General features: G+C 72.0%; 19 protein-coding genes. 7 read left to right on the forward strand and 12 right to left on the reverse strand.

Annotation, left to right across the window (positions count from 1 at the left end; all coding sequences use genetic code 11):
- Nucleotides 1-104 precede the first annotated feature (104 nt).
- The 3 genes from ACR9Y5_RS13360 to ACR9Y5_RS13370 all read right to left on the reverse strand — a co-directional run bounded on the left by ACR9Y5_RS13360 (nucleotide 105) and on the right by ACR9Y5_RS13370 (nucleotide 2,174).
- Nucleotides 105-872 carry an EAL domain-containing protein gene (locus tag ACR9Y5_RS13360; protein WP_481298399.1) on the reverse strand — a complete coding sequence of 256 codons (768 nt, stop codon included), beginning with the start codon at nucleotides 870-872 and terminating at the stop codon, nucleotides 105-107.
- A 75-nt stretch (nucleotides 873-947) separates the two neighbouring features.
- A complete protein-coding gene (locus tag ACR9Y5_RS13365; RefSeq protein ID WP_310128116.1) occupies nucleotides 948-1,151 on the reverse strand; it encodes a hypothetical protein in 204 nt (67 codons plus the stop codon).
- Nucleotides 1,152-1,280: 129 nt separating this feature from the next.
- Nucleotides 1,281-2,174: an SDR family NAD(P)-dependent oxidoreductase gene (locus ACR9Y5_RS13370; RefSeq protein WP_481298400.1), complete on the reverse strand. Its 894-nt coding sequence runs from the start codon at nucleotides 2,172-2,174 to the stop codon at nucleotides 1,281-1,283.
- 59 nt (nucleotides 2,175-2,233) lie between these two features.
- Between ACR9Y5_RS13370 and ACR9Y5_RS13375 the strand changes: the two genes are divergently transcribed.
- Together ACR9Y5_RS13375 and ACR9Y5_RS13380 are read left to right on the forward strand one after the other, a co-directional pair.
- Entirely contained in the window at nucleotides 2,234-2,890 is a 657-nt protein-coding gene (locus tag ACR9Y5_RS13375) for a TetR/AcrR family transcriptional regulator (protein WP_481298401.1), read from the forward strand.
- A gap of 131 nt (nucleotides 2,891-3,021) precedes the next feature.
- Nucleotides 3,022-4,497, forward strand: a complete 1,476-nt coding sequence (locus ACR9Y5_RS13380; protein WP_481298402.1) for an MFS transporter — start codon at nucleotides 3,022-3,024, stop codon at nucleotides 4,495-4,497.
- A 42-nt stretch (nucleotides 4,498-4,539) separates the two neighbouring features.
- On the opposite strand, the gene ACR9Y5_RS13385 is transcribed toward ACR9Y5_RS13380, so the two are convergent.
- The 4 genes from ACR9Y5_RS13385 to ACR9Y5_RS13400 all read right to left on the reverse strand — a co-directional run bounded on the left by ACR9Y5_RS13385 (nucleotide 4,540) and on the right by ACR9Y5_RS13400 (nucleotide 9,422).
- Entirely contained in the window at nucleotides 4,540-5,130 is a 591-nt protein-coding gene (locus ACR9Y5_RS13385) for a YdeI/OmpD-associated family protein (RefSeq protein WP_481298403.1), read from the reverse strand.
- Nucleotides 5,131-5,986: 856 nt separating this feature from the next.
- Nucleotides 5,987-7,879 carry a Na+/H+ antiporter NhaA gene (gene nhaA, locus ACR9Y5_RS13390; protein WP_481298404.1) on the reverse strand — a complete coding sequence of 631 codons (1,893 nt, stop codon included), beginning with the start codon at nucleotides 7,877-7,879 and terminating at the stop codon, nucleotides 5,987-5,989.
- 302 nt (nucleotides 7,880-8,181) lie between these two features.
- Entirely contained in the window at nucleotides 8,182-9,084 is a 903-nt protein-coding gene (locus tag ACR9Y5_RS13395; protein WP_481298405.1) for an SRPBCC domain-containing protein, read from the reverse strand.
- Entirely contained in the window at nucleotides 9,084-9,422 is a 339-nt protein-coding gene (locus ACR9Y5_RS13400; protein WP_481298406.1) for an ArsR/SmtB family transcription factor, read from the reverse strand. Before ACR9Y5_RS13400 ends, ACR9Y5_RS13395 begins: the two co-directional genes overlap by 1 nt.
- Before the next feature lie 96 nt (nucleotides 9,423-9,518).
- On the opposite strand from ACR9Y5_RS13400, the gene ACR9Y5_RS13405 reads away from it, so the two are divergent.
- From ACR9Y5_RS13405 to ACR9Y5_RS13415, 3 genes are all read left to right on the forward strand, one after another.
- The gene (locus ACR9Y5_RS13405; RefSeq protein WP_481298407.1) at nucleotides 9,519-9,947 is read left to right on the forward strand and encodes a Rho termination factor N-terminal domain-containing protein; all 429 of its coding nucleotides are present in this window, start codon (nucleotides 9,519-9,521) and stop codon (nucleotides 9,945-9,947) included.
- A 97-nt stretch (nucleotides 9,948-10,044) separates the two neighbouring features.
- A complete protein-coding gene (gene treS / locus ACR9Y5_RS13410) occupies nucleotides 10,045-12,303 on the forward strand; it encodes a maltose alpha-D-glucosyltransferase (protein WP_481299582.1) in 2,259 nt (752 codons plus the stop codon).
- A 32-nt stretch (nucleotides 12,304-12,335) separates the two neighbouring features.
- On the forward strand, nucleotides 12,336-12,629 hold the full coding sequence (locus tag ACR9Y5_RS13415; protein ID WP_481298408.1) for a hypothetical protein: 294 nt from the start codon (nucleotides 12,336-12,338) through the stop codon (nucleotides 12,627-12,629).
- A 114-nt stretch (nucleotides 12,630-12,743) separates the two neighbouring features.
- Here the strand turns inward: ACR9Y5_RS13415 and ACR9Y5_RS13420 are convergent, their stop codons facing one another.
- The 5 genes from ACR9Y5_RS13420 to ACR9Y5_RS13440 all read right to left on the reverse strand — a co-directional run bounded on the left by ACR9Y5_RS13420 (nucleotide 12,744) and on the right by ACR9Y5_RS13440 (nucleotide 18,522).
- Nucleotides 12,744-14,012 (reverse strand): alpha-hydroxy acid oxidase, encoded by a 1,269-nt coding sequence (locus tag ACR9Y5_RS13420; RefSeq protein WP_481298409.1) that lies wholly within the window; start codon nucleotides 14,010-14,012, stop codon nucleotides 12,744-12,746.
- A gap of 11 nt (nucleotides 14,013-14,023) precedes the next feature.
- Nucleotides 14,024-15,460, reverse strand: coding sequence for a rhamnulokinase (locus ACR9Y5_RS13425; RefSeq protein WP_481298410.1), 1,437 nt, complete (start codon nucleotides 15,458-15,460; stop codon nucleotides 14,024-14,026).
- A 365-nt stretch (nucleotides 15,461-15,825) separates the two neighbouring features.
- Entirely contained in the window at nucleotides 15,826-16,206 is a 381-nt protein-coding gene (trxA, locus tag ACR9Y5_RS13430; protein WP_481298411.1) for a thioredoxin, read from the reverse strand.
- A gap of 38 nt (nucleotides 16,207-16,244) precedes the next feature.
- A complete protein-coding gene (locus ACR9Y5_RS13435; RefSeq protein WP_481298412.1) occupies nucleotides 16,245-17,960 on the reverse strand; it encodes an ABC1 kinase family protein in 1,716 nt (571 codons plus the stop codon).
- Between the two features lie 4 nt (nucleotides 17,961-17,964).
- Nucleotides 17,965-18,522 carry a PadR family transcriptional regulator gene (locus tag ACR9Y5_RS13440; RefSeq protein WP_481298413.1) on the reverse strand — a complete coding sequence of 186 codons (558 nt, stop codon included), beginning with the start codon at nucleotides 18,520-18,522 and terminating at the stop codon, nucleotides 17,965-17,967.
- A gap of 173 nt (nucleotides 18,523-18,695) precedes the next feature.
- Between ACR9Y5_RS13440 and ACR9Y5_RS13445 the strand changes: the two genes are divergently transcribed.
- Nucleotides 18,696-20,087: a GmrSD restriction endonuclease domain-containing protein gene (locus ACR9Y5_RS13445; protein WP_481298414.1), complete on the forward strand. Its 1,392-nt coding sequence runs from the start codon at nucleotides 18,696-18,698 to the stop codon at nucleotides 20,085-20,087.
- A 74-nt stretch (nucleotides 20,088-20,161) separates the two neighbouring features.
- A complete protein-coding gene (locus ACR9Y5_RS13450) occupies nucleotides 20,162-20,380 on the forward strand; it encodes a hypothetical protein (RefSeq protein ID WP_481298415.1) in 219 nt (72 codons plus the stop codon).
- The last annotated feature ends 287 nt before the right edge of the window (nucleotides 20,381-20,667 follow it).

Raw genomic sequence — 20,667 nt, forward strand, 5'->3', positions numbered from 1 at the left:
CGCTGACCTCGCGAACGCGCACGATCCCCCGGGGCGTGCGCGTTCGTCGTGTGCGGACCCGCGATCGGGCGACCCGCGATCGGGCGATCCGCGCCGGCGACCGCTCAGCGGGTGAAGCGGGCCCGGTACCAGTCGATCAGCACGTCCGCCGGCTGCGGCTTCGAGATGAGGTACCCCTGCACCCGGTCGCATCCGGCCATGGCGAGCCGGTCGAGCTGCAGCTGCGTCTCGACACCCTCGCCCACCACGCGGATCCCCCGCCGATGCGCCTCGCTGATGATCTGCGCGACCTCGTGGACGCGCTCCTCGGACTGCACCAGGCTCTTGTCCAGCTTGAGCTCCCGCGCGTGGAGCGACTCCACCCGGGCGAACGACGAGTGGCCGGTCCCGAAGTCGTCGACCGAGATCGTCACGCCGGCGGCGGCGAGCGCTTCGAGCGGCGCCGCCACCCGCTCCGGGCGCTCGATGCTGTGGCTCTCGGTCACCTCCACCGTCAGGGTGGCCGGATTGCACCGGCCGGTCGCGAACGCGCCCTCGAACATGTCGTAGAGGGACGGATCCTCCAGTTGCGTGGCCGACACGTTCACAGCGATGTCGATGGTGCAGCCGGGGATGTACTCGGCCGTCACATCGGAGATGATGCGCGCGGTCAGCAGAGGCAGCAGGCCGGTCTTCTGCGCGATGTCGACGAAGACGTCGGGCGCGACCGGGCCGTGCTCGGGATGCGTCCAGCGGGCCAGCGCCTCGACGCCCACCATGGAGCCGTCGGCGACGTCGATCTGCGGCTGGTAGGCAGCGATGACTTGGCGCTGCGCCAGCGCGATCTCGAAATCGCGGGCGAAGTCCTCGAGGGTTCCGTCCACCAACGTCATCTTCTCGATGCTCCACACGCACGCGCGCCTTGTCAACTTTGCAGGTGACCCCTTGCGCTCGGGGGTGTTCTGCCGCTAGCGGGCCCGGCGCCGGCGGTGACGCAGGCCGCCCGCGATACCCAGGAAGGTCGCCGCCGCCGCCCCCGCGACACCGGCGACCACCAGGTCCACCGCCATGACGGCGGGTTGGATGGCGCTCCCTGCCGGCGCGATCACCAGCACGATCGCGGCGAGCGCGATCGCGGCGGCGAACGCCCCGGCGGATGACAGTCCCTGCATGGCCGTTCCCCTCGTCGACCTGGCCTACGGCTGGAGCATAGCGGCCCGGTATCGCGCGCGGCAGGCAGCACCCGCCGTGTTCACCGGATCGTCACCTGCGCTCGCATCCCGCCCCGCCGTGGGCGCGGCTCACGCGGCGTCGGGCGGGAAGGGGACGGGGTAGGGCTGGTCAGCGTCGGCGGAGCGGCTGACCGGCGACCAGGCGAGGTCGGAGTCGAGGAGGCGGCGGTCCTGCGCGACGCTGAACTCCGCGGCCGTGGCACCGAGCGGGAGGTTCGTCGGCAGGTCGCGCCGGGCGGCGATGCCGACGAGGATCTCGGCCGCGCGCACCGGGTCGCCGGCCGGGCCGGCGCCGCTCTGCCGCACCCGGCGATTCATCGCGCCGACGATCTCCTCGTACCACTCGGGCACGTCGTGCACCTCCATCGACGAGCCGGCCCAGTCGGTGCGGAAGCCGCTCGGCTCGACGACCAGCACGCGCACGCCGAAGGGTGCCGTCTCGGCCCGCAGCACGCGGCTGAAGCCGTCGATCGCGAACTTCGCGGCCTGGTAGGACGCGATGCCCGGGGAGCCGCCGACGCGTCCACCCACCGAGGAGAACTGGATGACGAGCCCGCCGCCCTGCTCCCGCAGGAGCGGGATCGCGGCCTTGCTGACGTTGTAGACGCCCCAGAAGTTCGTCTCGAACTGACGGCGGAAGTCCGCGTCGTCGGTCGTCTCGATCGGTGACACGTTGGCGTACCCCGCATTGTTGACGATGACATCGAGGCGGCCGAAGCGCCGGCCCGCCTCCGCGAGCGCGTCGGCGGCCCGTGCCGCGTCCGTCACGTCGAGGGCGAGCGGGAGGATGCGGTCGCCGTATTGGGCGACGAGGTCGTCCAGCTGCTCGGGGCGCCGCGCTGTCGCGGCCACCCGGTCGCCCGCCTGCAGTGCGGCGACGACGAGAGCGCGGCCGAAGCCGCGGGAGGACCCGGTGATGAACCAGGTCTGTGGTGCCCGGTCGGTGGTGAGTGTCTGTTCCATGTCGTTAATGAAACACCGTTTCTTTAAATAGTGCAACCGTGTTGCGCTATGATCGGTGCATGACGTCGTCGGAGACCTTCCAGCGCGCCCGCAGCCGCGAGGCGAAAGCGGTGCGCGAGCAGGCCATCCTGGACGCGGCGCGTGCGCTGGCGGCCGAGCGCGGCATCCGCACGGTCACCCTGACCGAGATCGCGGACGCGGTGGGGATGCACAAGTCGGCCATGCTGCGCTACTTCGAGACCCGCGAGGAGATCTTCCTCCGGCTCACCGCCGAAGCATGGCGCGAATGGACGCCCGCGCTGTGCCAGCGGCTGGGCGGCGCATCCAGCCCCGCGGAGGTCGCCGCGGCCTTCTCGACGACGCTCGCCGAACGCGGGCCGTTCTGCGACCTGCTGGCGCAGGCCCCGCTCAACCTGGAGCGCAACGTCTCGGTCGAGGCCGTGCGCGCCTACAAGCTGACCAGCGGTGAGAGCCTCGCCCGCATCGCCGACGCGGTCCGCTCCTCGCTGCCCGGGCTGCCGGATTCCGCGGCGCGGGACCTCGTGGCCGCAGCGACCTCGCTCGCGGGCACGTTCTGGCAGATCTCGACCCCTCCGCCCGAGATCGCTGCGCTGTACCGTTCCGACCCGCGCCTCGGGCACGCGCTCATCGACCTCGAGCCCCGGCTGCGCCGCATCCTCACGGCGTACCTGATCGGAGCGCTGGAGACCGCCTGACCGCGGCGTCGCGGGCGGGCCGGTTTGCGGGCCGGTTTGGGGGCTGGTCGGGGGCCGGTTTGCGGCCGGTCGCGGGCCGGTCGCGGCCCGGTCTGCGGGCTGGCACAGGTCTCGCGGCGTACGGTGTCGGCGTGACCGACGTCTCCCCCGACTCCACCTCGACCCGGAGCAGCGCCGCGCATCCCGGACGCGGCCCCGCTTTCGCGGTGTGCATCGCGGTGGGGGCGCTGACCATCCTCGACCTCTCCGGCGTCAATGTCGCGCTGCCGTCCATCCAGCGGTCGCTGCACGCCGACTCGACGCAGCTGCAGCTGATCGTGGCCGGCTACGCGCTCGCCTTCGGCCTCACCCTCATCCCGTCGGGGCGGCTGGGCGACACGCGGTCGCGCCGGGCGATGTTCGTCATCGGGCTGATCGGCTTCAGCGCGGCCAGCGCCCTCTGCGCGCTGGCGCCGGGCATCGTCTGGCTGACGGTCACGCGTTTCCTTCAGGGGGCCGCGGCCGGTGTGCAGATGCCGCAGGTTCTCGGGATGATCCAGCAGCTCTACCGCGGAGAGGAGCGCGGCCGGGCGTTCGGCGTGTTCGGGGCCATGGTGGGTGTCGCGACGGCGATCGGGCCGACGCTGGCCGGCTCCCTGATCGCCCTCGGCGGGGCGACCGAGGGATGGCGGCTGCTGTTCTGGTTCAACGTCCCGTGCGGCGCCGTCGCACTGTTCTTCGCGCTGCGCTACCTGCCGCGCGACCAGGAGCGGAGCCAGGAGGGCACGCAGCTCGACCCGGTCGGCCTCGCGCTCCTCGCCGTGGCGATCCTGGGGCTGATGCTGCCGTTCCTGCTGACGACCGGCTCCTCCACGGACGACCCGCTGCGCTGGCTGTGGCTCATCGCGTTCGTCGTCGCAGGTGGTGCCTTCCTCTTCTGGGAGCGGGCCTACCGGCGCCGCGGACTCTCCCCGATCGTGCACCTGGAGCTGTTCCGCACGGCGTCGTACCGCAACGGCATCCTGATCGCCGCGGTCTACTTCGCCGGACTCCCGGCCAGCTTCCTCGTCACCACGCTGTTCCTGCAGGAGGGGCTGCACGCGCAGCCGCTCGCCGCCGGGCTCGTCAGCGTGCCGTTCGCGCTCGGTGCGGCGGTCTCCGCGTTCGTCGGGGGGCGGCTGGTTCAGCGCTTCGGCCGCGGGCTGGTCGTGACGGGACTCATCGTGGTGATCGTCGGCATCGGCGCGCTGCTCGCGTCCGCGACCCTGGCCCCACCGGCGTCCGCGGAATGGTTCATGGCCGGCTCGACACTCATCGGCGGCCTCGGCGGCGGCCTCGTGATCTCGCCCAACCAGACGCTCACGCTCTCCGAGATCCCGCCCGAGGAGGGCAGCGCCGCAGGGTCCATCGCGCAGCTCGGCCAGCGCATCGGGACGGCGGTCGGCGTGGCGCTCGTCACGGCGGTCTTCTTCGCCACAGTGCCGGGCGGAGGCTCGCATCCCGTCACCGAGTACCACGCCGCCGTGCGCTCCGGGTACCTCGTCACGCTGGCGCTGCTCGTGGTGGCGCTGGTCGTGGGGCTGGTCGACCTGCGCGAGCGACGGCGGGCGGGCAAGCGCGGGGTGTGACGACCCATCCGGGACGACCGCGCGCGCTGCGCCGCGGGCCGATCACTGCGGGTACGGCGTCTCACCGCGCGCGAGCATCCCGACCAGCTTCGCCAGACGGTTGCCGCGACTGGTCGCGCTCGGGGCGGTGATGATGCGGTGCAGCACGGCGTACCGGTTCTGGGCGTTGAGGCGCTCGAACGTCGCCGCCGCCTGCGGGGATGCGGCCAGGGCGGCGGCGAGATCCTCGGGCGTCTCGGCGGAGGCGGAGCCCGCGTAGGCGCGCTCCCACCGCCCGTCGGCCCGGGCGCGCTCGATCTCGGCGTGGCCGGCGGGCCGCATCCTCCCCTCCGCGATCAGCGTCTCGACCAGGCCGATGTTGCGCTGCGACCAGAGCGACGTCTTGCGCCTCGGGGTGTAGCGCTGCAGGAACGTCGCCGCGTCCCGCGACCGGCGCTGGCCGTCGATCCACCCGCTGCAGAGTGCCTCCACCACCGCCTGGTCGTAGGTGAGGCTCGTCGGATCGGTCGTCCCCTTCTTCGCGAGGATCAGCCAGACGCCGTCCGACGTGGACTCGTGAGTGTCGAGCCACGCACGCCAGGCCGCCTGGTCGGCGACGACGAGGGGGTCGGATGCACGGGGATCGTCGGCCATGACCCGATCGTAGGGGCGACCGCCGACGCCGGGAGCCGGACGGCGGGATCCGCGCGGCGGGATCCGGACGGCGGGATCCGGACGGCGGGATCCGCATGCCGGGATCCGCATGGCGGCACGGATCGTCGGAGAACGGGGCCGGAATCTCCGACACAGGGCTCTGCGGATGGAGATTCGCGCCGGAGTGGGCCGGATCTCCGACGGTCGGTCGCGGATCTCCGACGGTCGGTGACGGAGCTCCGGCGCCGGGGTCAGGACGCCCGAATCCCGGCACGGCGGGATCCGGACGTCGGGATGCGGACGCCGGCACGGATCGTCGGAGAACGGGGCCGGAATCTCCGACACAGGGCTCTGCGGATGGAGATCCGCGCCAGAATGGGCCGGATCTCCGACGGTCGGTCGCGGATCTCCGACGGTCGGTGACGGAGCTCCGGCGCCGGGGTCAGGACGCCCGAATCCCGGCACGGCGGGATCCGGACGCCGGGAGGCGGACGCCGGCACGGAACGTCGGAGAACAGAGCCGAAATCTCCGACACAGGGCTCTGCGGATGGAGGTTCGCGCCGGAGTGGGCCGGATCTCCGACGGTCGGTCGCGGACCTCCGACGGTCGGTGACGGAGCTCCGATGCCGAGGTCAGGACGCCCGAATCCCGGCACGGCGGGATCCGGACGTCCGGATGCGGACGCCGGCACGGAACGTCGGAGAACAGGGCCGGAATCTCCGACACAGGGCTCTGCGGATGGAGATCCGCGCCCGAATGGGCCGGATCTCCGACGGTCGGTCGCGGATCTCCGACGGTCGGTTGCGCATGTGCGACGGACGCGGGCGGCGGCGCGACGGCGCAGGCGCCGCCCGGTTACGCCGGTGCCTGCGCCGGCGCGCCGCCCTCGGCGGCCGCCTGCAGCGCCCGGATCAGCGACTGGGCGTCGTAGGGGCCCACGTGGCGGCGTCCGTTGATGAAGAAGGTGGGCACGGCGGTGACGTCCATCGCCTCCGCGTCCAGCATGTCGTCGCGCACCCTCGCGGCGACCTCCGGCGAGCTGAGGTCGGCCTCGAAGCGGTCCAGGTCGAGCCCCAGCTCCTCCGCGCGGCGCAGGATGTCGGAGGGCAGCTGGTGCTCCTGGTCGGCGAACAGGGCGCGCTCGAACTCGAAGAACATCCCCTGCTTCGCCGCCGCCTCCGACGCCTCCGCCGCGGCGAGCGCGTTCGGGTGGAACCTGGTCAGCGGGGCGTGCCTCCAGACGTAGCGCAGGCGGTCGCCCAGCTCGCGCTGCACCTCGAACACCGAGCCCGTCGCCTTCAGGCAGAAACCGCACTGGAAGTCGCCGTATTCGACGATCTCGTAGGGCGCGTCCGGCGAGCCGAAGACGTGGTCGCGCGCTGGGTCGACCGGGCGGACGAGCGTCAGACCGGCCTCGTCCTTCGGGCGGCGCGCGTCGGAGATGCGGAAGACGACGGTGGCGACCCCGAATGCGACCAGCGTGGCGGCGAGGACGCCGACGCGCGCCGCGTTCTGCGCCGCCTCGTCGGGGATGGCGAGGTCGACGATGAACAGTGAGATCGTGAAGCCGATGCCGCACAGCGCCGCTCCCCCGGCCAGCCGGTCGAGGGTGAGGCCCGGGCCGAATTCGCCGATCCGGAGCGCGCGCAGCAGCGCCGCCGACCCGAACACTCCGATGAACTTGCCGACGACGAGACCGACCAGCACGCCCCACGCGATCGGCGAGACCAGCGCTCCCATCAGGATGTCGCCGCTCAGCCGCACCCCGGCGTTCGCCAAGGCGAAGAGCGGGAGCACGACGTAGGCCACGTACGGTCCCCAGGCCGACTGGAGGCGCTCGTTGATCGAGATGGACTCGCGCAGGCTGTTGGCGGCGGCGCGCGCGTACTCCGTGTTGGGCGACTGCCGGAACGTGCGGGCGAGGTCGAGCGCGTGCTCGACATCCCGCCGGTTCGGCCGGTACACGGGCACGAGCAGCGCGATGGCGACACCGGCGAGGGTCGGATGCACGCCGGAGGCCAGGAACGCCAGCCAGACGATGATCGCCAGCGTCGCGTACACCGGGCCGCGCCCGCCCCGCAGGAAGCGCGCGAAGTAGACGCCGACCAGCCCGACGGCCGCGACGATGAGCGGGAACGGGTTGAAGTGCTCGGTGTAGACGAGCGCGATGATGCTGAGCGCGCCGATGTCGTCCACCACGGCGAGCGCGAGCAGGAACACGCGGAGGCGTCCGGTCGCGTGCGGCCCGACCAGGGCCAGCGCCCCGACCAGGAACGCCGTGTCGGTCGAGATGACGACTCCCCAGGCATGCTGCATCCCCGTCCCGGCCGTGAACAGCACGAAGATCACGGCGGGCACGGCCAGACCGAAGACGGCGGCGACGACGGGCACGACGGCGCGCGACCAGCTGGTCAGCTCCCCGATCGCGAACTCGCGCCGCACCTCCAGCCCCACGGTGAAGAAGAAGATCGCCATGAGGGCGTCGTTGACGAGCGAGTGGAGGGTGAAGTCGAGGGTGAGATCCCCGACGCCGACGGTGAGGTGCGTGTCCCAGAACTGCTCGTAGCCGGCGAAGGAGACGTTGGCCCAGATGATCGCGACGAGCGTCGCGGCGACGAGCAGCAGCGCGCCCAGGCGGCTGCGGCCCATCATGCGGAACCGCTCGGCGATGGTCGGCCGGCGGTCGCGGGACTCGCCCGGCGACTCCGGGTCGGGCGAACGCTGGATGACGGTGAGCGGGATGGTCACGGGAGCGACTCTAGCGAGTAGCGCGCCCGCGGTCACGCCCCCTCGGCCGCGCGCTCGGCCGCCCGCTCGGCGCCCGCTCGGCGCCCGCTGGGCGCCTGCTCGGCGCCCGCCTTACCTAGCGGCGCACCTGCGAGGTCGCCCCGGGAAGGATCCCCCGCGACGGCTCGTTGCGGTCGACGGAGCGCGACGACGGCCGCCCCGCGGAAGGCGACGACGATGGCGCAGGGCGGCGAGGACTTCGCGAAGGCGGTCGTGGACGAGATCGAGGCGCCGGCGCACCGCCGGGCGCAGGTCCACTTCGCCTACTGACGCGGGCGGGCTGCGGGGAGGACGGCCGCCAGCTCGCCGAGCGTGAAGTCCCAGCCCTGCCGGTAGGACTCCGCCGGTGCGCCGTCCGCCCACGGCCCGGTGTGGCGTACGGTCACCCGGGTGCCGTGCCCGGCCGGGTCGAGCGTGATGTCCACCGCCTCGTCGCTGCTCGACCCGTCGCCGTCGCTCCACCGCCAGCCGAAGGCGAGCCGTTGCGGCGGCTCGACCACGAGGTAGCGGCCCTCGAGGACGATTCCCGCACCCGGCGCCTCGATCCGGTAGCGGCCGCCGACGCGCACCTCCGCCTCGATCGTCACGTCGCTCCAGTGCCGCCACCACCAGGTGCGCAGGCCCTCCGCAGAGGCGAGCGCGGCCCAGACCCGCTCGCGGTCCGCATCCAGCGTTCTCGTGACCTCGAGCGGATGCGCGCCGAGAAGTCCCCAGTCGCCGCCGGCCGCCGCGACCGGGTCCCCGCCGGTCAGCGACCTCTCGAGGGCGGCGAGGGCGTCGTCCCAGCCGCGGCCGGCGGGCGCGACCCGGTCCTCCGAGCCGAGCCGATGGCGGAGCGTCAGCTCGGCGCGGCCGGCGCCCGTGTCCCTCCACTCGGCCGAGAGAATGCTCCGGGGCTCGCCGCCGACGGCCCACGACACCTCGACGCCGTCTTCGTCGCAGCGCCGGATGCGCGCGGTCGCCGTGCCGTCACCGCCCAGATCGACGCGGAATCCACTGCCGTCGCCGGAGAGGTCGCCCTCCACCGATCCGAACCAGCGGGCCAGGCGGGGAAGAGAGGTGCACGCGTCCCGCAGCTCGGCGGACGTCGCCCGGTACTCCCTCCGGAGGACCAGCTCAGGATGCTGCGGGCTGCCGATCAGCGCCCGGACCGTGCGCGGGTCCATCAGCGGGCCTGCGGCGGGTGCGGTCCGGGTTCCCGCGGCGAGCGGTCCCTCACCAGCTCGGTTTCCAGCGCGTCCAGCCGCTGCGACCACATCCGCGCGTACCGGTCGACCCAGCCGGTGAGGTCGTCGAGCGCACCGGGCACCAGCCGGTAGATGCGCTGGGACCCCCGCCGTTCCGCGGTGACGACCTCGGCGTCGCGCAGCACGCGCAGCTGATTCGACACCGCCGGCTGCCCGATGCCGAACTCGCGCATGATCACCGTGCCCACCCGTCCGGCCGGCGCCTCCTCATCGGAGAGCAGTTCGACCATCCGGCGCCGGACGGGGTCGGCGAGCACCGGCTGATGTACGAAAGGGCGGCGTGCCTTGCCCTGCCGCCGACCCCGTGGCACCGTTCAAGGCGGGGCCGGTGACAGCCGGGGAACGGAGAGAGCATGGCGAAGCAGAAGAAGCTGGAGAAGGGCGCGCAGAAGGCGTTCCAACGCGCCGAGGCGGCCGTCGCCGACGCCCGCGAGGCGGCCGCGAAACTGGACGCGAAGAAAGCGAAGAAGGCCAAGAAGCGCGCAAAACAGCTCGAGAAGGAACTCGCCGCGGTCCTGCGCCGCAGCGAACGCGCGGCGAGCGCGGTGGACGGCGACGACAGCACACCCGCGGTCGACCTCACGCCGCCCCTCCCCTCCGTCCGTGACGACGGCGTCGAAGAGACCGTGGAGTTCGCCGGGTCGGTGACGACGAGCGCACCCCACGACCCGGAGCTCGACCAGCTGACCGTGCAGGCGCTGCGCGATGTGGCACGCACCCGGGGACTGCGGAACGTCTCGCAGCTGACCAAAGGCCAGCTCATCGAACGCCTCAGCGAGTGACCCGCGCGGGTCGTCGCACCACAGGGCTAGGTTGGCAGTCACGGAAGGAGAGCGCGTGGACGACGAGGCACCCGAGGTGACCGAGCAGGATCCGACGATGGTGGACACGGAGGGCGCCCCCGACGCCGGAACCGAGGAGGTGGAGGCGCCGCCGGAGGAGATCACCTACGACGAGCAGCTGTACCCGGCCCGCCCCCGGCGCCTGCGCCCGCGCGCCAACCTGCGCGGCGGGAGCATCCGCCGCACGTTCTCCGACCCGCGCGCCGCCAACGGGCAGAACCCGGCCTACGTCGAGTGGCTGGTGCGCCAATCCATGCTCAAGGATGCGGACGTGCTCAGCCGTCAGCTCTCCGGCTCGCCCAGCATGTGGCGCAACCCGTACGCCCGCCCGGATGCGCGCCGAGCGGTGTCCACCTCCGACGTCTGGTTCACGGCGTACCCCATCTCGCTGATCACGCGGCCCGGCGAGTCCTTCCTCACGGCGCTCGCCGACCCGGAGCTCTGGACGGCGTTCGAGCGGATCGGCATCAACGGCGTCCACACCGGCCCGGTCAAGCGGGCCGGCGGCATCCGCGGATGGCAGGAGACCCCGAGCGTCGACGGGCACTTCGACCGGATCGGCACCCAGATCGACCCGGCGTTCGGCGACGAGGAGACGTTCCGCCGGCTGACCGACGTCGCGGAGGAGCACGGGGGCAGCGTCATCGACGACATCGTGCCGGGTCACACCGGCAAGGGCGCCGACTTCCGCCTCGCCGAGATGGCGTACAAGGACTACCCCGGCATCTACCACATGGTGGAGATCCCGCCGGACGAGTGGCACCTGCTGCCCGACGTCCCCGACGGCCGCGACTCGGTGAACCTCGACGAGTCGACCGAGGCCGCGCTGGCCGAGCGCGGCTACATCATCGGCGAGCTGCAGCGGGTCATCTTCTTCGCGCCCGGCGTGAAGGAGACCAACTGGAGCGCGACTGGCCCCGTGATCGGCGTCGACGGCACCACGCGGCGCTGGGTGTACCTCCACTACTTCAAGGAGGGGCAGCCGTCGGTCAACTGGCTCGACCCGACGTTCTCGGGAATGCGGCTGGTCATCGGCGACGCCCTGCACTCGCTCGGCGACCTGGGGACGAGCGCCCTGCGGCTGGACGCGAACGGCTTCCTGGGCGTCGAGAAGAGCGCAGAGGGGATGCCCGCCTGGTCGGAGGGCCACCCCCTCTCGCACGCGGCGAACCACATCATCGCGGGAATGGTGCGCAAGGTCGGCGGCTTCACGTTCCAGGAGCTCAACCTGACGGTCGAGGACATCCGCGACACCGGCGCCGTCGGCGCGGACCTGTCCTACGACTTCATCAACCGTCCCGCCTACCATCACGCGCTCGCGACCGGGGACACCGAGTTCCTGCGCCTGACGCTGCGCACCTCCCTCGAACTCGGCGTCGAGCCGGCGAGCCTGGTGCACGGGATGCAGAACCACGACGAGCTCACCTACGAGCTGGTCCACTGGGCGACCCTGCACCAGAACGACGTCTACACGTTCCGCGGCGAGGAGATCACCGGCGGCGAGCTGGCCCAGCGCATCCGCGCCGACCTCACGCAGGCGATCACGGCGCCGACCGCGGACTACAACCTCGTGTTCACGACGAACGGCATCGCCTGCACCTCCGCCTCCCTCATCGCGGCGACGCAGGGGCACGCGACGCTGGACTCGATCACGGAGGCCGACATCCCGGCCATCCGCGACGCGCACCTGCTGCTCGCCGCGTTCAACGCCTGGCAGCCGGGCGTCTTCGCACTGTCGGGATGGGACCTGCTGGGGGCGCTGACGCTCCCCCGCGAGCAGGTCGCCGACCTGATCGCCGAGGGGGACACCCGCTGGGTGGAGCGCGGCGCGCACGACCTCCTCGGCGTCGCGCCCGAGGCGGAGCGCTCAGCGTCCGGGATGCCGCGCGCCCGCGCCCTGTACGGCACGCTCCCAGAGCAGCTGAAGCGTCGCACCTCGTTCGCGAGCGGCCTGCGTCAGCTGCTGCGCGTCCGCAACCGCTGGGGCATCGCGACGGCCCGCCAGGTGGACGTGCCGGACGTCGCCCACCCCGGGATGCTCGTCATGGTGCACGAGCTGGAGACGCTGGACGAGCAGGGCCTGCCCGTCGTGCAGCTGACCGTGCTCAATATGACGGACACCGCGGTCGACGGCACCGTGCGCTCCGAGGCGCTGCCGCACCGCGCGACCGTGACGGACGCGGCGGACGGCAGCGAGGTGGGCACGGTGGACGATCTGGCCAGCTTCCCGGTGAGCGTGCCCGCGTACGGCGCGCGCTTCCTGGTGCTGCAGCGGGCCGCCGTCGCCGAACAGTGACGGGTGGGCGCTCGGGCTTGTAGCGTTGCAGCATGACCGAGCTGCCGGACGCCCTCCCCGCCGACTACGATCCCGCGACGGTGTTCCGCGTGGTCGCGATGCCGGTCGCGCAGGGCTGGGGGGTCTGGCTGCGGGCGGCCGACGACAGCATCATCCACGGCTTCGGGCTCGGCTTCCCGCCCGGAACGCCGTTCCTTCCCGACGTGCTCGACGTGCTCGGCCCCATCCTCAACCTCCAGTACGCGCTGGCCTACCACGGCCCCGAGTCGTGGGACGAGCTCGAGGGCCACTGGTCGGCCGTCGTCTACGAGTACACCCCGCGCTGAGCGGCGCTCGGGCGCCGCGCAGGTACGGCCGGTGCGCCCGCGCGGAGAGACATTCGGCACGAATGTGGGCTTTCGGACGTGGGGAGCCCACGTTCGGCACGAATGTCGGCCCGGTCAGGCGTCGGTGTCCTGCCGGACCGACTCCGCGTCGCGGCGTAGCGGCTGCAGCCGGGTGAGCTGGGTGACATGCTGGGGTCCGAGCTCGGCGAGCGAGTTGACCTGGAGGAGTTTCATGGTGCGGATGAGCTGGTCGGTGAGGATCTGGATGGTGCGGTCGACTCCTTCGCGGCCGCCGGCCATGAGGCCGTAGAGGTAGGCCCGCCCGATGAGGGTGAACTTCGCGCCGAGGGCGTAGGCGGCGATGATGTCGGCGCCGTTCATGATGCCGGTGTCGATCGCGACCTCGGTGTGGTGGCCGACCTCCCGCACGACCGAGGGCAGGAGGTGGAACGGGATCGGGGCGCGGTCCAGCTGGCGTCCGCCGTGGTTGGAGAGCACGATCCCGTCCACCCCGTGATCCACCAGGGTGCGCGCGTCGTCGAGGTTCTGCACGCCCTTGATCACCAGCTTCCCCGGCCACATCTCCCGGATGATCTTCAGGTCCTCGTAGTCGATCGAAGGGTCCATCGCCGCATTCAGCAGGTCGCCGACGGTGCCGCCGGTGGAGGACAGGGAGGCGAACTCGAGTTTCGGGGTGGTCAGGAAGTCGTACCACCACCACGGCCGCGGGATCGCGTTGATGATCGTGCCCAGCGTCAGCTGCGGAGGAATGGAGAACCCGTTGCGTTTATCCCGCAGCCGGGCGCCCGCGATCGGGGTGTCCACAGTGAAGAACAACGTGTCGAACCCCGCCGCCGCCGCACGCTCCACCAGCCCGTAGCTGATCTCACGCTGCCGCATCACGTACAGCTGGAACCAGGTGCGCCCGTGCGGGTTCGCCGCCTTCACGTTCTCGATGGAGGTGGTCCCCAGCGTGGACAGGGTGAACGGGATCCCCGCCGCCCCCGCAGCCCCGGCCCCCGCGGTCTCGCCCTCGGTCTGCATCAACCGGGTGAACCCGGTCGGCGCGATCCCGAACGGCAACGCCGACGGACCACCCCAGATCTCACACGAGGTATCCACACTCGACACATCCCGCAGGATCGAGGGGTGGAACTCCACATCCTGAAACGCCTGCCTAGCCCGCGCGAGCGACAGCTCCCCCTCGGCGGCACCCTCGGTATAGTCGAACGCCGCCTTCGGCGTCCTGCGGCGGGCGATCCGCGCCAAGTCCTCGATCGTCAACGCCGACTCCAGCCGCCGCTTCTTCAGATTCAGTTCGGGCTTCTTGAACTGCATCAGCTCCAGCAACTCCGCCGGCTTCGGGACTTGACGATTCACCATGGGCAAGGATCCTAACGGGGTTCGTAACGGACGATCGGCGTGGTACGGGCGACGAGCGCGCGCAGAGTCTCCAGGTCGCCGCTGACGAACCCGGCGGCGCGGGCCTGCACGAGCACGTTGCCGAGCGCCGTCGCCTCCACCGGCCCGGCGAGCACCGGCAGGCCGCTGCGGTCGGCGGTCGCCTGGCACAGCAGGGCGTTGCGCGCGCCGCCACCGACGATGTGCACCGCCTCGACCGGGACGCCGGTGAGGGATGCGGCGCTGCGAACGGCCGACGCGAACGCGGCCGCCAGGCTCTCCACGATGACCCGCACCGTCCCCGCAGGCGAGGCCGGGCCGCGCGAGCCGTGCTCGTCGAACCATCCGGCGATACGGGAGGGCATGTCGCCCGGCGCCAGGAAGCGGGGGTCGTCCGCGTCGAACACCTCGGTGGGACGCGGCAGCTCGCCCGCCTCGGCGAGCAGCGTCTCGAGCGTCACCCGGAGCCCTCGGCGCTGCCACTCGCGGACCGACTCGCTGAGCAGCCACAGCCCCATGACGTTGTGGAGGTAGCGGATCCGACCGTCGACACCGCCCTCGTTGGTGAAGTTCGCCACGCGGCCCTCCTCGGACACGACGCGCTGCTCCACCTCCACCCCGACCAGTCCCCACGTGCCGCAGGAGATGTAGGCGGCGCGGGACGCGTCCATCGGCACCGCGACGACCGCCGAGGCCGTGTCGTGCGAGCCGACCGCCGTGGCGACCGGGCCGGCGCCCGCGAACGGCAGGTCGCGTGCGAGCGACGGGAGAAGCCCGCCGACGCGGGTTCCGGCATCCACCAGCGGCGCGAAGAGACGACGCGGCAGGCCGAGCCGGGCGATCAGGGCGTCGTTCCACGCACCGCTCGCGTCGAGCAGCCCGGTTGTGGACGCGTTGGTCCGCTCGGCCTGTTCCACGCCGGTCAGCCAGAACGAGAGCAGATCCGGGATGAGGAGGAACCGGTCCGCGACGTCGAGCATCCCGTCCGCGGCATCCACCGCCAGCTGGTCGAGCGTGTTGAACGGCAGGAACTGGAGTCCGCCCTCGCGGTACAGCTCCCCCGGCTCGACGGCGGCATGCACCGTCGAGACGCCGTCGGCGGTCCGCTCGTCGCGGTACTGGTACGGCTCCCCCAACAGCCGGCCGTCGCGCAGCAGTCCGTAGTCGACCGCCCACGCGTCGATGCCGATGCTCGCGAGCCCGGGATCGGACCGCGCGACCGACCCGAGCCCGTCGAGCACGTTCGTGTACAGCCCGGTGAGGTTCCAGTGCAGTGTGGCACGGTCGCCCTCCCACACCCGAACCGGCAGGTTCGGGAAGCGCGCCGCCTCCGTCAGCTCCAGCGCGTTCGGCCCGACGCGGGCGTGGATGACCCGGCCGCTGGTGGCGCCGAGGTCGACGGCGGCGACGGTGCCCGCGGTGTCGTTCATCGCAGGAACGCGGCCGCGACTCCCGCATCCACCGGGATGTGCAGGCCGGTCGTTAGCTGCGGGTCGCCGACCCGGCGCGCCGGCTGCGCCAGCTCCGCGATCGCGGCATTGCGTCCGTGCTCGTCGACCGGGTGAGCACCGCATCCTGCTCGAGGAGGCTGAGAACCCCGACCTCGAACCGCGGCACGTGCTCTACCAGCCCGAACTGGTCGTGCGCCGCAGCAGTTCGCTGACCGCCACGGCCTGACCAACCGGACGCGTGCGCCGGGCAGCGGTCGCCGGTCGGCGCAACGGCTCCGGGAACGACGAAGGCGCGGAACCCGTCGCGTGACGGGCCCGCGCCCGGAGAGACATCGGTCCGAGCGTCAGCTCTGCTGCTGCTCGGCCGCTGCCTTCAGCTCGTCGTACTGCTTGCGCACCTCGGTCATGTCGAGGCCGCGGATCTGCTGGATGAGGTCCTCGACGGCCTCGCCCGGGAGGGCGCCGGCCTGCGAGAACAGCGGAATGCCGTCGCGGTACGCGACGAGGGTCGGGATGGACTGGATGCCGTACGACGCCGCCAGCGCCTGCTGCGCCTCGGTGTCGATCTTGCCGAACGTGATGTCGGAGTGCTTCTCGGACGCCTTCTCGAAGACGGGCGCGAACATGTGACACGGTCCGCACCAGTCGGCCCAGAAGTCGAGCAGCACGATGCCGTCGGAGACGGTCTGGTCGTGGTTGGTCGAGGTGATCTCGGTGGTTGCCATGTCTTGTGAAACGCCGGTGTACCAGCCGGTATTCCGGCTCAGGGTCCCCGGCGGCCGGTGAAGACGGTGAACCCGAGCGGCACCACGGATGCGATGAGCAGCACCGTGCCCAGCACCTGGTCGGTGGCGTGGACGATGGCGCCCGCGATCAGCACTCCTCCGAAGACCACCGCCGCCACGAGTCTCCGCACCGCCCGGTCGAGCCGCGCCACGCGCTGTTCGAGGCGGGGCGTGCTGACGGCGACGTCGCCGTCCTCGACCCGGGTGACCAGCGCATCCAGCCGCTTGGGAAGGCGCAGGGCGATGCCGGCCACCTCGATCGCCTGCTTCGCGACGTCCTGCACGATGTTGCCGCGCTCGTCGCGCAGCAGTTGCCCCGCGTACGGCTCCACGGAGTCCCACAGGTTGAACGCCGGGTCGAGCGCGCTGCACACCCCGGAGGTCAGCGACATGGCCCGGATGATGAGCAGGAAGTTCTCGGGCAGCTGGAACGGCAGCGAGCGCACCACGTCGCCGAACTCGACGGCGAACTCGCGGAACTCGCGCGGATCCACCTCGCGCAGCTCGGCGAAGCCCATACCGCCGAACCGCGCGAACAGGTGCGTCATCGCGCGCTCCAGCTCCTTGGTGTCGGCCGTCGGGAGCAGCACGCCCACGTCGCGCATCGCATCCACCAGGCCTGTGCCGTCGCGGGAGGCTGCCGCGATCAACAGCGTGCGGAGGCCGCTGCGCGTGCCCGGTGGCACCTCGCCCATCATTCCGAAGTCGACGAACGTGAGCGTCCACGGCCGGTCGCCGGCGCCGGGGCGCGGCGTGACGAAGATGTTGCCGGGATGCGGGTCCGCGTGGAAGAAGCCGTTGGTGAACAGCTGGTCGAACATGACCTCGGCGAAGACCGGGGCGACGTCCGCCGGGTCGATGCCGGCCGCCCGCAGCGCGTCGGCGTCCGTGATCTTGATGGCGGTGACGTCTTCGAGCGTCAGCACCCGGCGGGTGGTCCGCTCCCAGACGACCTCCGGTACCGCGACGCGGTCGTCGCCGTCGAACTCGGCCGCGAACCGCTGCGAGTTGGCGCCCTCGTGGAGGTAGTCGATCTCCTGGAGGCTGGTCGTCGCGAATTCCTCGACCAGCGCGGGCGCGTCCACCCGGTCGGAGACGAGCCGGACGTGGCTCAGCCATCGCCCGACCCGGCGCAGGGCGGCCAGGTCCACATCCACGATCGCGTCGATGCCGGGACGCTGCACCTTGATGACGACCGCCTCCAGGCCGGTGTCGGCCGCCGTCTCCGGGGTGAGGCGCGCGCGATGCGCCTGGCCGAGCGACGCTGCGGCGACCGGTGTCTCGTCGACGGACGCGAAGGCTCGCTCCAGCGGGACGCCGAGCTCCGCCTCCGCCAGCGCCCGGATCGCCGGGAACGGCACGGCGGGGACCTCGTCCTGCAGCCCCTCCAGCTCGCTGGTGATCTCGGGCGGCAGCACGTCGAGCCGGGACGACATGAACTGGCCGACCTTGATCATCAGGCCGCCCAGCTCCACCGCCAGCCCGTGGAACCGCTGCGCGAAGCGGCGCATCCGCTTCGACCGCGTGCGTGCGGCGACGCGGGCGAGGCCGATGCGCGGGAGGAACAGCTCGTACCACCACGTGACCGCGAGGTTCCAGCCGGCGAAGCGCAGGATGCGGCGGTAGCGCGCGCGAGTGGCCGGCGTCGCCGCGGGCCGGTGGGGCACCGCGGCAGGCGCCTGGTCCGACGTCACCCGGTCAGCCCTGGGCGAGGATCGAGTACAGCCGCCGCCGTGCCTCGTCGAGCACGGCCGCAGCCTCCTGAACCTGCTCCGGCGTGCCGGTGCGGTGCACCTGCGCCGCCGCCTGGGCGAGCTCGATGCCCGCCTTCGGCAGGGTGCCGCCGTTCATCGGGCGACGCTCGCCCCCGGTCGAAGTGCCGTCGCCCTGCCACGGAGTCCCCGCCTCGGCGGCGGCGACGTCGCGGCCGGCCTCGGTGAGCGCGTAAGTCTTGCGGCCGTTGGACTCCTCGGCGGTGATCAGGCCCTCGTCGGCGAGCAGCTGCAGAGTCGGATAGACCGAGCCGGCGCTCGGCTTCCAGCTGCCGCCGCTGCGCTCCTCGATCTCGCGGATGATCTGGTAGCCGTGCATGGGCTTCTCGCTCAGCAGGCTGAGGACGGCCGCGCGGACGTCGCCGCGGCCCATGCGCGAGCCGACCTTCTTCTCGAAGGTGGAGCGCAACTGCTCGAACGCCTGCCACATGGCGTCCGGATCCATGCGGGCGCCGAACCCGCCGGTGGGGAATGAGGTGGACATGGGATGCCTCCAGTCGTCAGCGATACTCGACGATATATCGTTCAGCCGAGCCGCGGAAGAGTCCTCTCTCTTCGCTCAGCGAACGCACGGGGACACCCCGTTCGGGGGGAATTACGTACCGATCGACCTGTTTTGCATTAGCCTGCTGACGACCCGAACCGAGAAAGACTCACGTGCCCCAGACTCCCTCCCTTCCCCCTGCCGGCTGGTACCCGAACCCCGACGAAGCAGCCGAACTGCGCTGGTGGGACGGCGCCCACTGGACGACGCACACGGCAGCGCCGGGAACAGTCCCGCCGGCATCCGCACCCGCGGCGGCCACTGCTGCGGTGGCGACGCGCCGTCGCATCCCCCTCGGCACCTGGGTCGGGATCGGGATCGCGGCACTCCTCGTCCTCCTCGCCTCCCGGGGAGGGCCGGGACTCGTGCTCGTCCTGCTCGGCGTCGTCGGCATCCTCACGGGTCTCTACACGCTGATCACCCGGCGGCGCGGCTGGGCGATGCTGCCGCCCTCCCGCCCGATCGGACTCGGTGCCGTGGGCGGGGCGATCGCGCTGATCATCGTCGGCGCGACCATCGCGCCCCCCGCCCACGTGGACGCGGTGCAGGCGGCGAGCACCCAGCGGGCCACGCCCACCGCAACGCCGACGCCGACCGCGACGGCCTCCGCGGCAGAACCGCTCGATCCGGACACCGTGGTCGCCGCCGACAGCGCACCCGCGGTCGTCCTCACCGACAACAGCGTGACATCGAAGACGGCCCTCGACGCCCTGGCCACCCTCCCGGTCAAAGGCAAGGCACCGGCCACCGGGTACCAGCGGACCACCGACTTCGGTGCCGCCTGGCTCGACGTCGACCGCAACGGGTGCGACACCCGCAACGACATCCTCGCCCGCGACCTGACGGACACGGTCCGCAAGGGTTCGTGCACCGTTCTCTCGGGAACGCTCGCCGACCGCTACACCGGCGAGACCATCCACTTCGTGCGGGGTCAGAAGACGTCCGCCCTGGTGCAGATCGACCACATCGTGCCCTTGCAGAACGCCTGGATCACGGGCGCGCAGCAGCTGACGCAGGCGCAGCGCGTCAGCCTGGCGAACGATCCGCTGAACCTGATCGCGGTCGACGCCCACTCGAACGAGCAGAAGTCCTCGGGCGACGCCGCCACCTGGCTTCCGGCGGCGAAGAGCTTCCGCTGCGAATACGTGGCCCGGCAGATCTCGGTCAAGGCGACCTACGGCCTGTGGGTGACGAGCGCCGAGAAGGCGGCGATGACCCGGGTCCTCGCCGGATGCGCGTCGCAGGCGGCGGAGTCGTCGACCTTCACCCCCGTCGCCGCTCCTGCTCCGGCTCCGGCTCCGGCTCCGGCGCCCGCCCCGGCTCCGGCGCCTGCTCCGGCTCCGGCGCCCGCCCCGGCTCCGGCGCCCGCTCCCGCGCCGGCGCCCGACGTGTACTACCCCAACTGCGACGCGGTGCGCGCGGCGGGCAAAGCGCCTCTCCTCGCGGGCCAGCCGGGCTACTCGCGCAAGCTCGACCGCGACGGGGACGGTGTCGCCTGCGAGTGAGCCGACCGGACGGCGTCATCGGGATTTCTTGCGGCTGCAACCCGGAAGAAACACGCGGCTCCTAGCGTGGTGACATGGGGTCGTTCTCTTTCTCGGAATGCGGACACTGCGGCGAGCAGCAGCCGGTGCTCGGGGACGGGCGGATCGCCATCCACTTCACCCGCGACGGCGACCGCTGCGGCGGTTCCGAGCGCCGCCTCGGCGTGGAGGGCGTGAGCAGCGAGCAGGCGCGCCGGATCGAGGCGCAGCTCCGCCAGGCGCTCCGGCAGGCGATGCGGGCGCAGGCGTCGTAGGCGCAGGCGTCGTAGGCGCAGACGTCGTAGGCGCAGGCGTCGTAGGCGCAGACGTCGTTGGCGTCCGCGCAGCGGGCCCGCCTCCGCCGCCGCGCGTCCTCCGGCAGAGTGTTCTGTCGGAGATTCGCGGTGCTGTGTCGGAGATTCGCGCGTCTCGCGGTCAGATCTCCATCCGCAGAGCACTGTGTCGGAGATGTGAGCCACATTCTCCGCCGGTGGATCAGGGCGCTCGACCATCCGTCGACAACCGCCCGCGCGGACAACCGCCCGCGCGGACAACCGCCCGC

The organism is Leifsonia sp. KNZ13-11D, from assembly GCF_056754895.1.

Excerpts from the sequence above, each read along its gene's own strand:
- ACR9Y5_RS13360 (WP_481298399.1), bottom strand. The coding sequence starts at position 872 with ATGACGTTGGTGGACGGAACCCTCGAGGACTTCGCCCGCGATTTCGAG.
- ACR9Y5_RS13415 (WP_481298408.1), top strand. The coding sequence starts at position 12,336 with ATGACCGAGCTGCCGGACGCCCTCCCCGCCGACTACGATCCCGCGACG.
- treS (WP_481299582.1), top strand. The coding sequence starts at position 10,045 with ATGGTGGACACGGAGGGCGCCCCCGACGCCGGAACCGAGGAGGTGGAG.
- ACR9Y5_RS13420 (WP_481298409.1), bottom strand. The coding sequence starts at position 14,012 with ATGGTGAATCGTCAAGTCCCGAAGCCGGCGGAGTTGCTGGAGCTGATG.
- ACR9Y5_RS13365 (WP_310128116.1), bottom strand. The coding sequence starts at position 1,151 with ATGCAGGGACTGTCATCCGCCGGGGCGTTCGCCGCCGCGATCGCGCTC.
- ACR9Y5_RS13425 (WP_481298410.1), bottom strand. The coding sequence starts at position 15,460 with ATGAACGACACCGCGGGCACCGTCGCCGCCGTCGACCTCGGCGCCACC.
- trxA (WP_481298411.1), bottom strand. The coding sequence starts at position 16,206 with ATGGCAACCACCGAGATCACCTCGACCAACCACGACCAGACCGTCTCC.
- ACR9Y5_RS13370 (WP_481298400.1), bottom strand. The coding sequence starts at position 2,174 with ATGGAACAGACACTCACCACCGACCGGGCACCACAGACCTGGTTCATC.
- ACR9Y5_RS13405 (WP_481298407.1), top strand. The coding sequence starts at position 9,519 with ATGGCGAAGCAGAAGAAGCTGGAGAAGGGCGCGCAGAAGGCGTTCCAA.
- ACR9Y5_RS13385 (WP_481298403.1), bottom strand. The coding sequence starts at position 5,130 with ATGGCCGACGATCCCCGTGCATCCGACCCCCTCGTCGTCGCCGACCAG.
- ACR9Y5_RS13375 (WP_481298401.1), top strand. The coding sequence starts at position 2,234 with ATGACGTCGTCGGAGACCTTCCAGCGCGCCCGCAGCCGCGAGGCGAAA.
- ACR9Y5_RS13395 (WP_481298405.1), bottom strand. The coding sequence starts at position 9,084 with ATGGACCCGCGCACGGTCCGGGCGCTGATCGGCAGCCCGCAGCATCCT.
- ACR9Y5_RS13440 (WP_481298413.1), bottom strand. The coding sequence starts at position 18,522 with ATGTCCACCTCATTCCCCACCGGCGGGTTCGGCGCCCGCATGGATCCG.
- ACR9Y5_RS13450 (WP_481298415.1), top strand. The coding sequence starts at position 20,162 with ATGGGGTCGTTCTCTTTCTCGGAATGCGGACACTGCGGCGAGCAGCAG.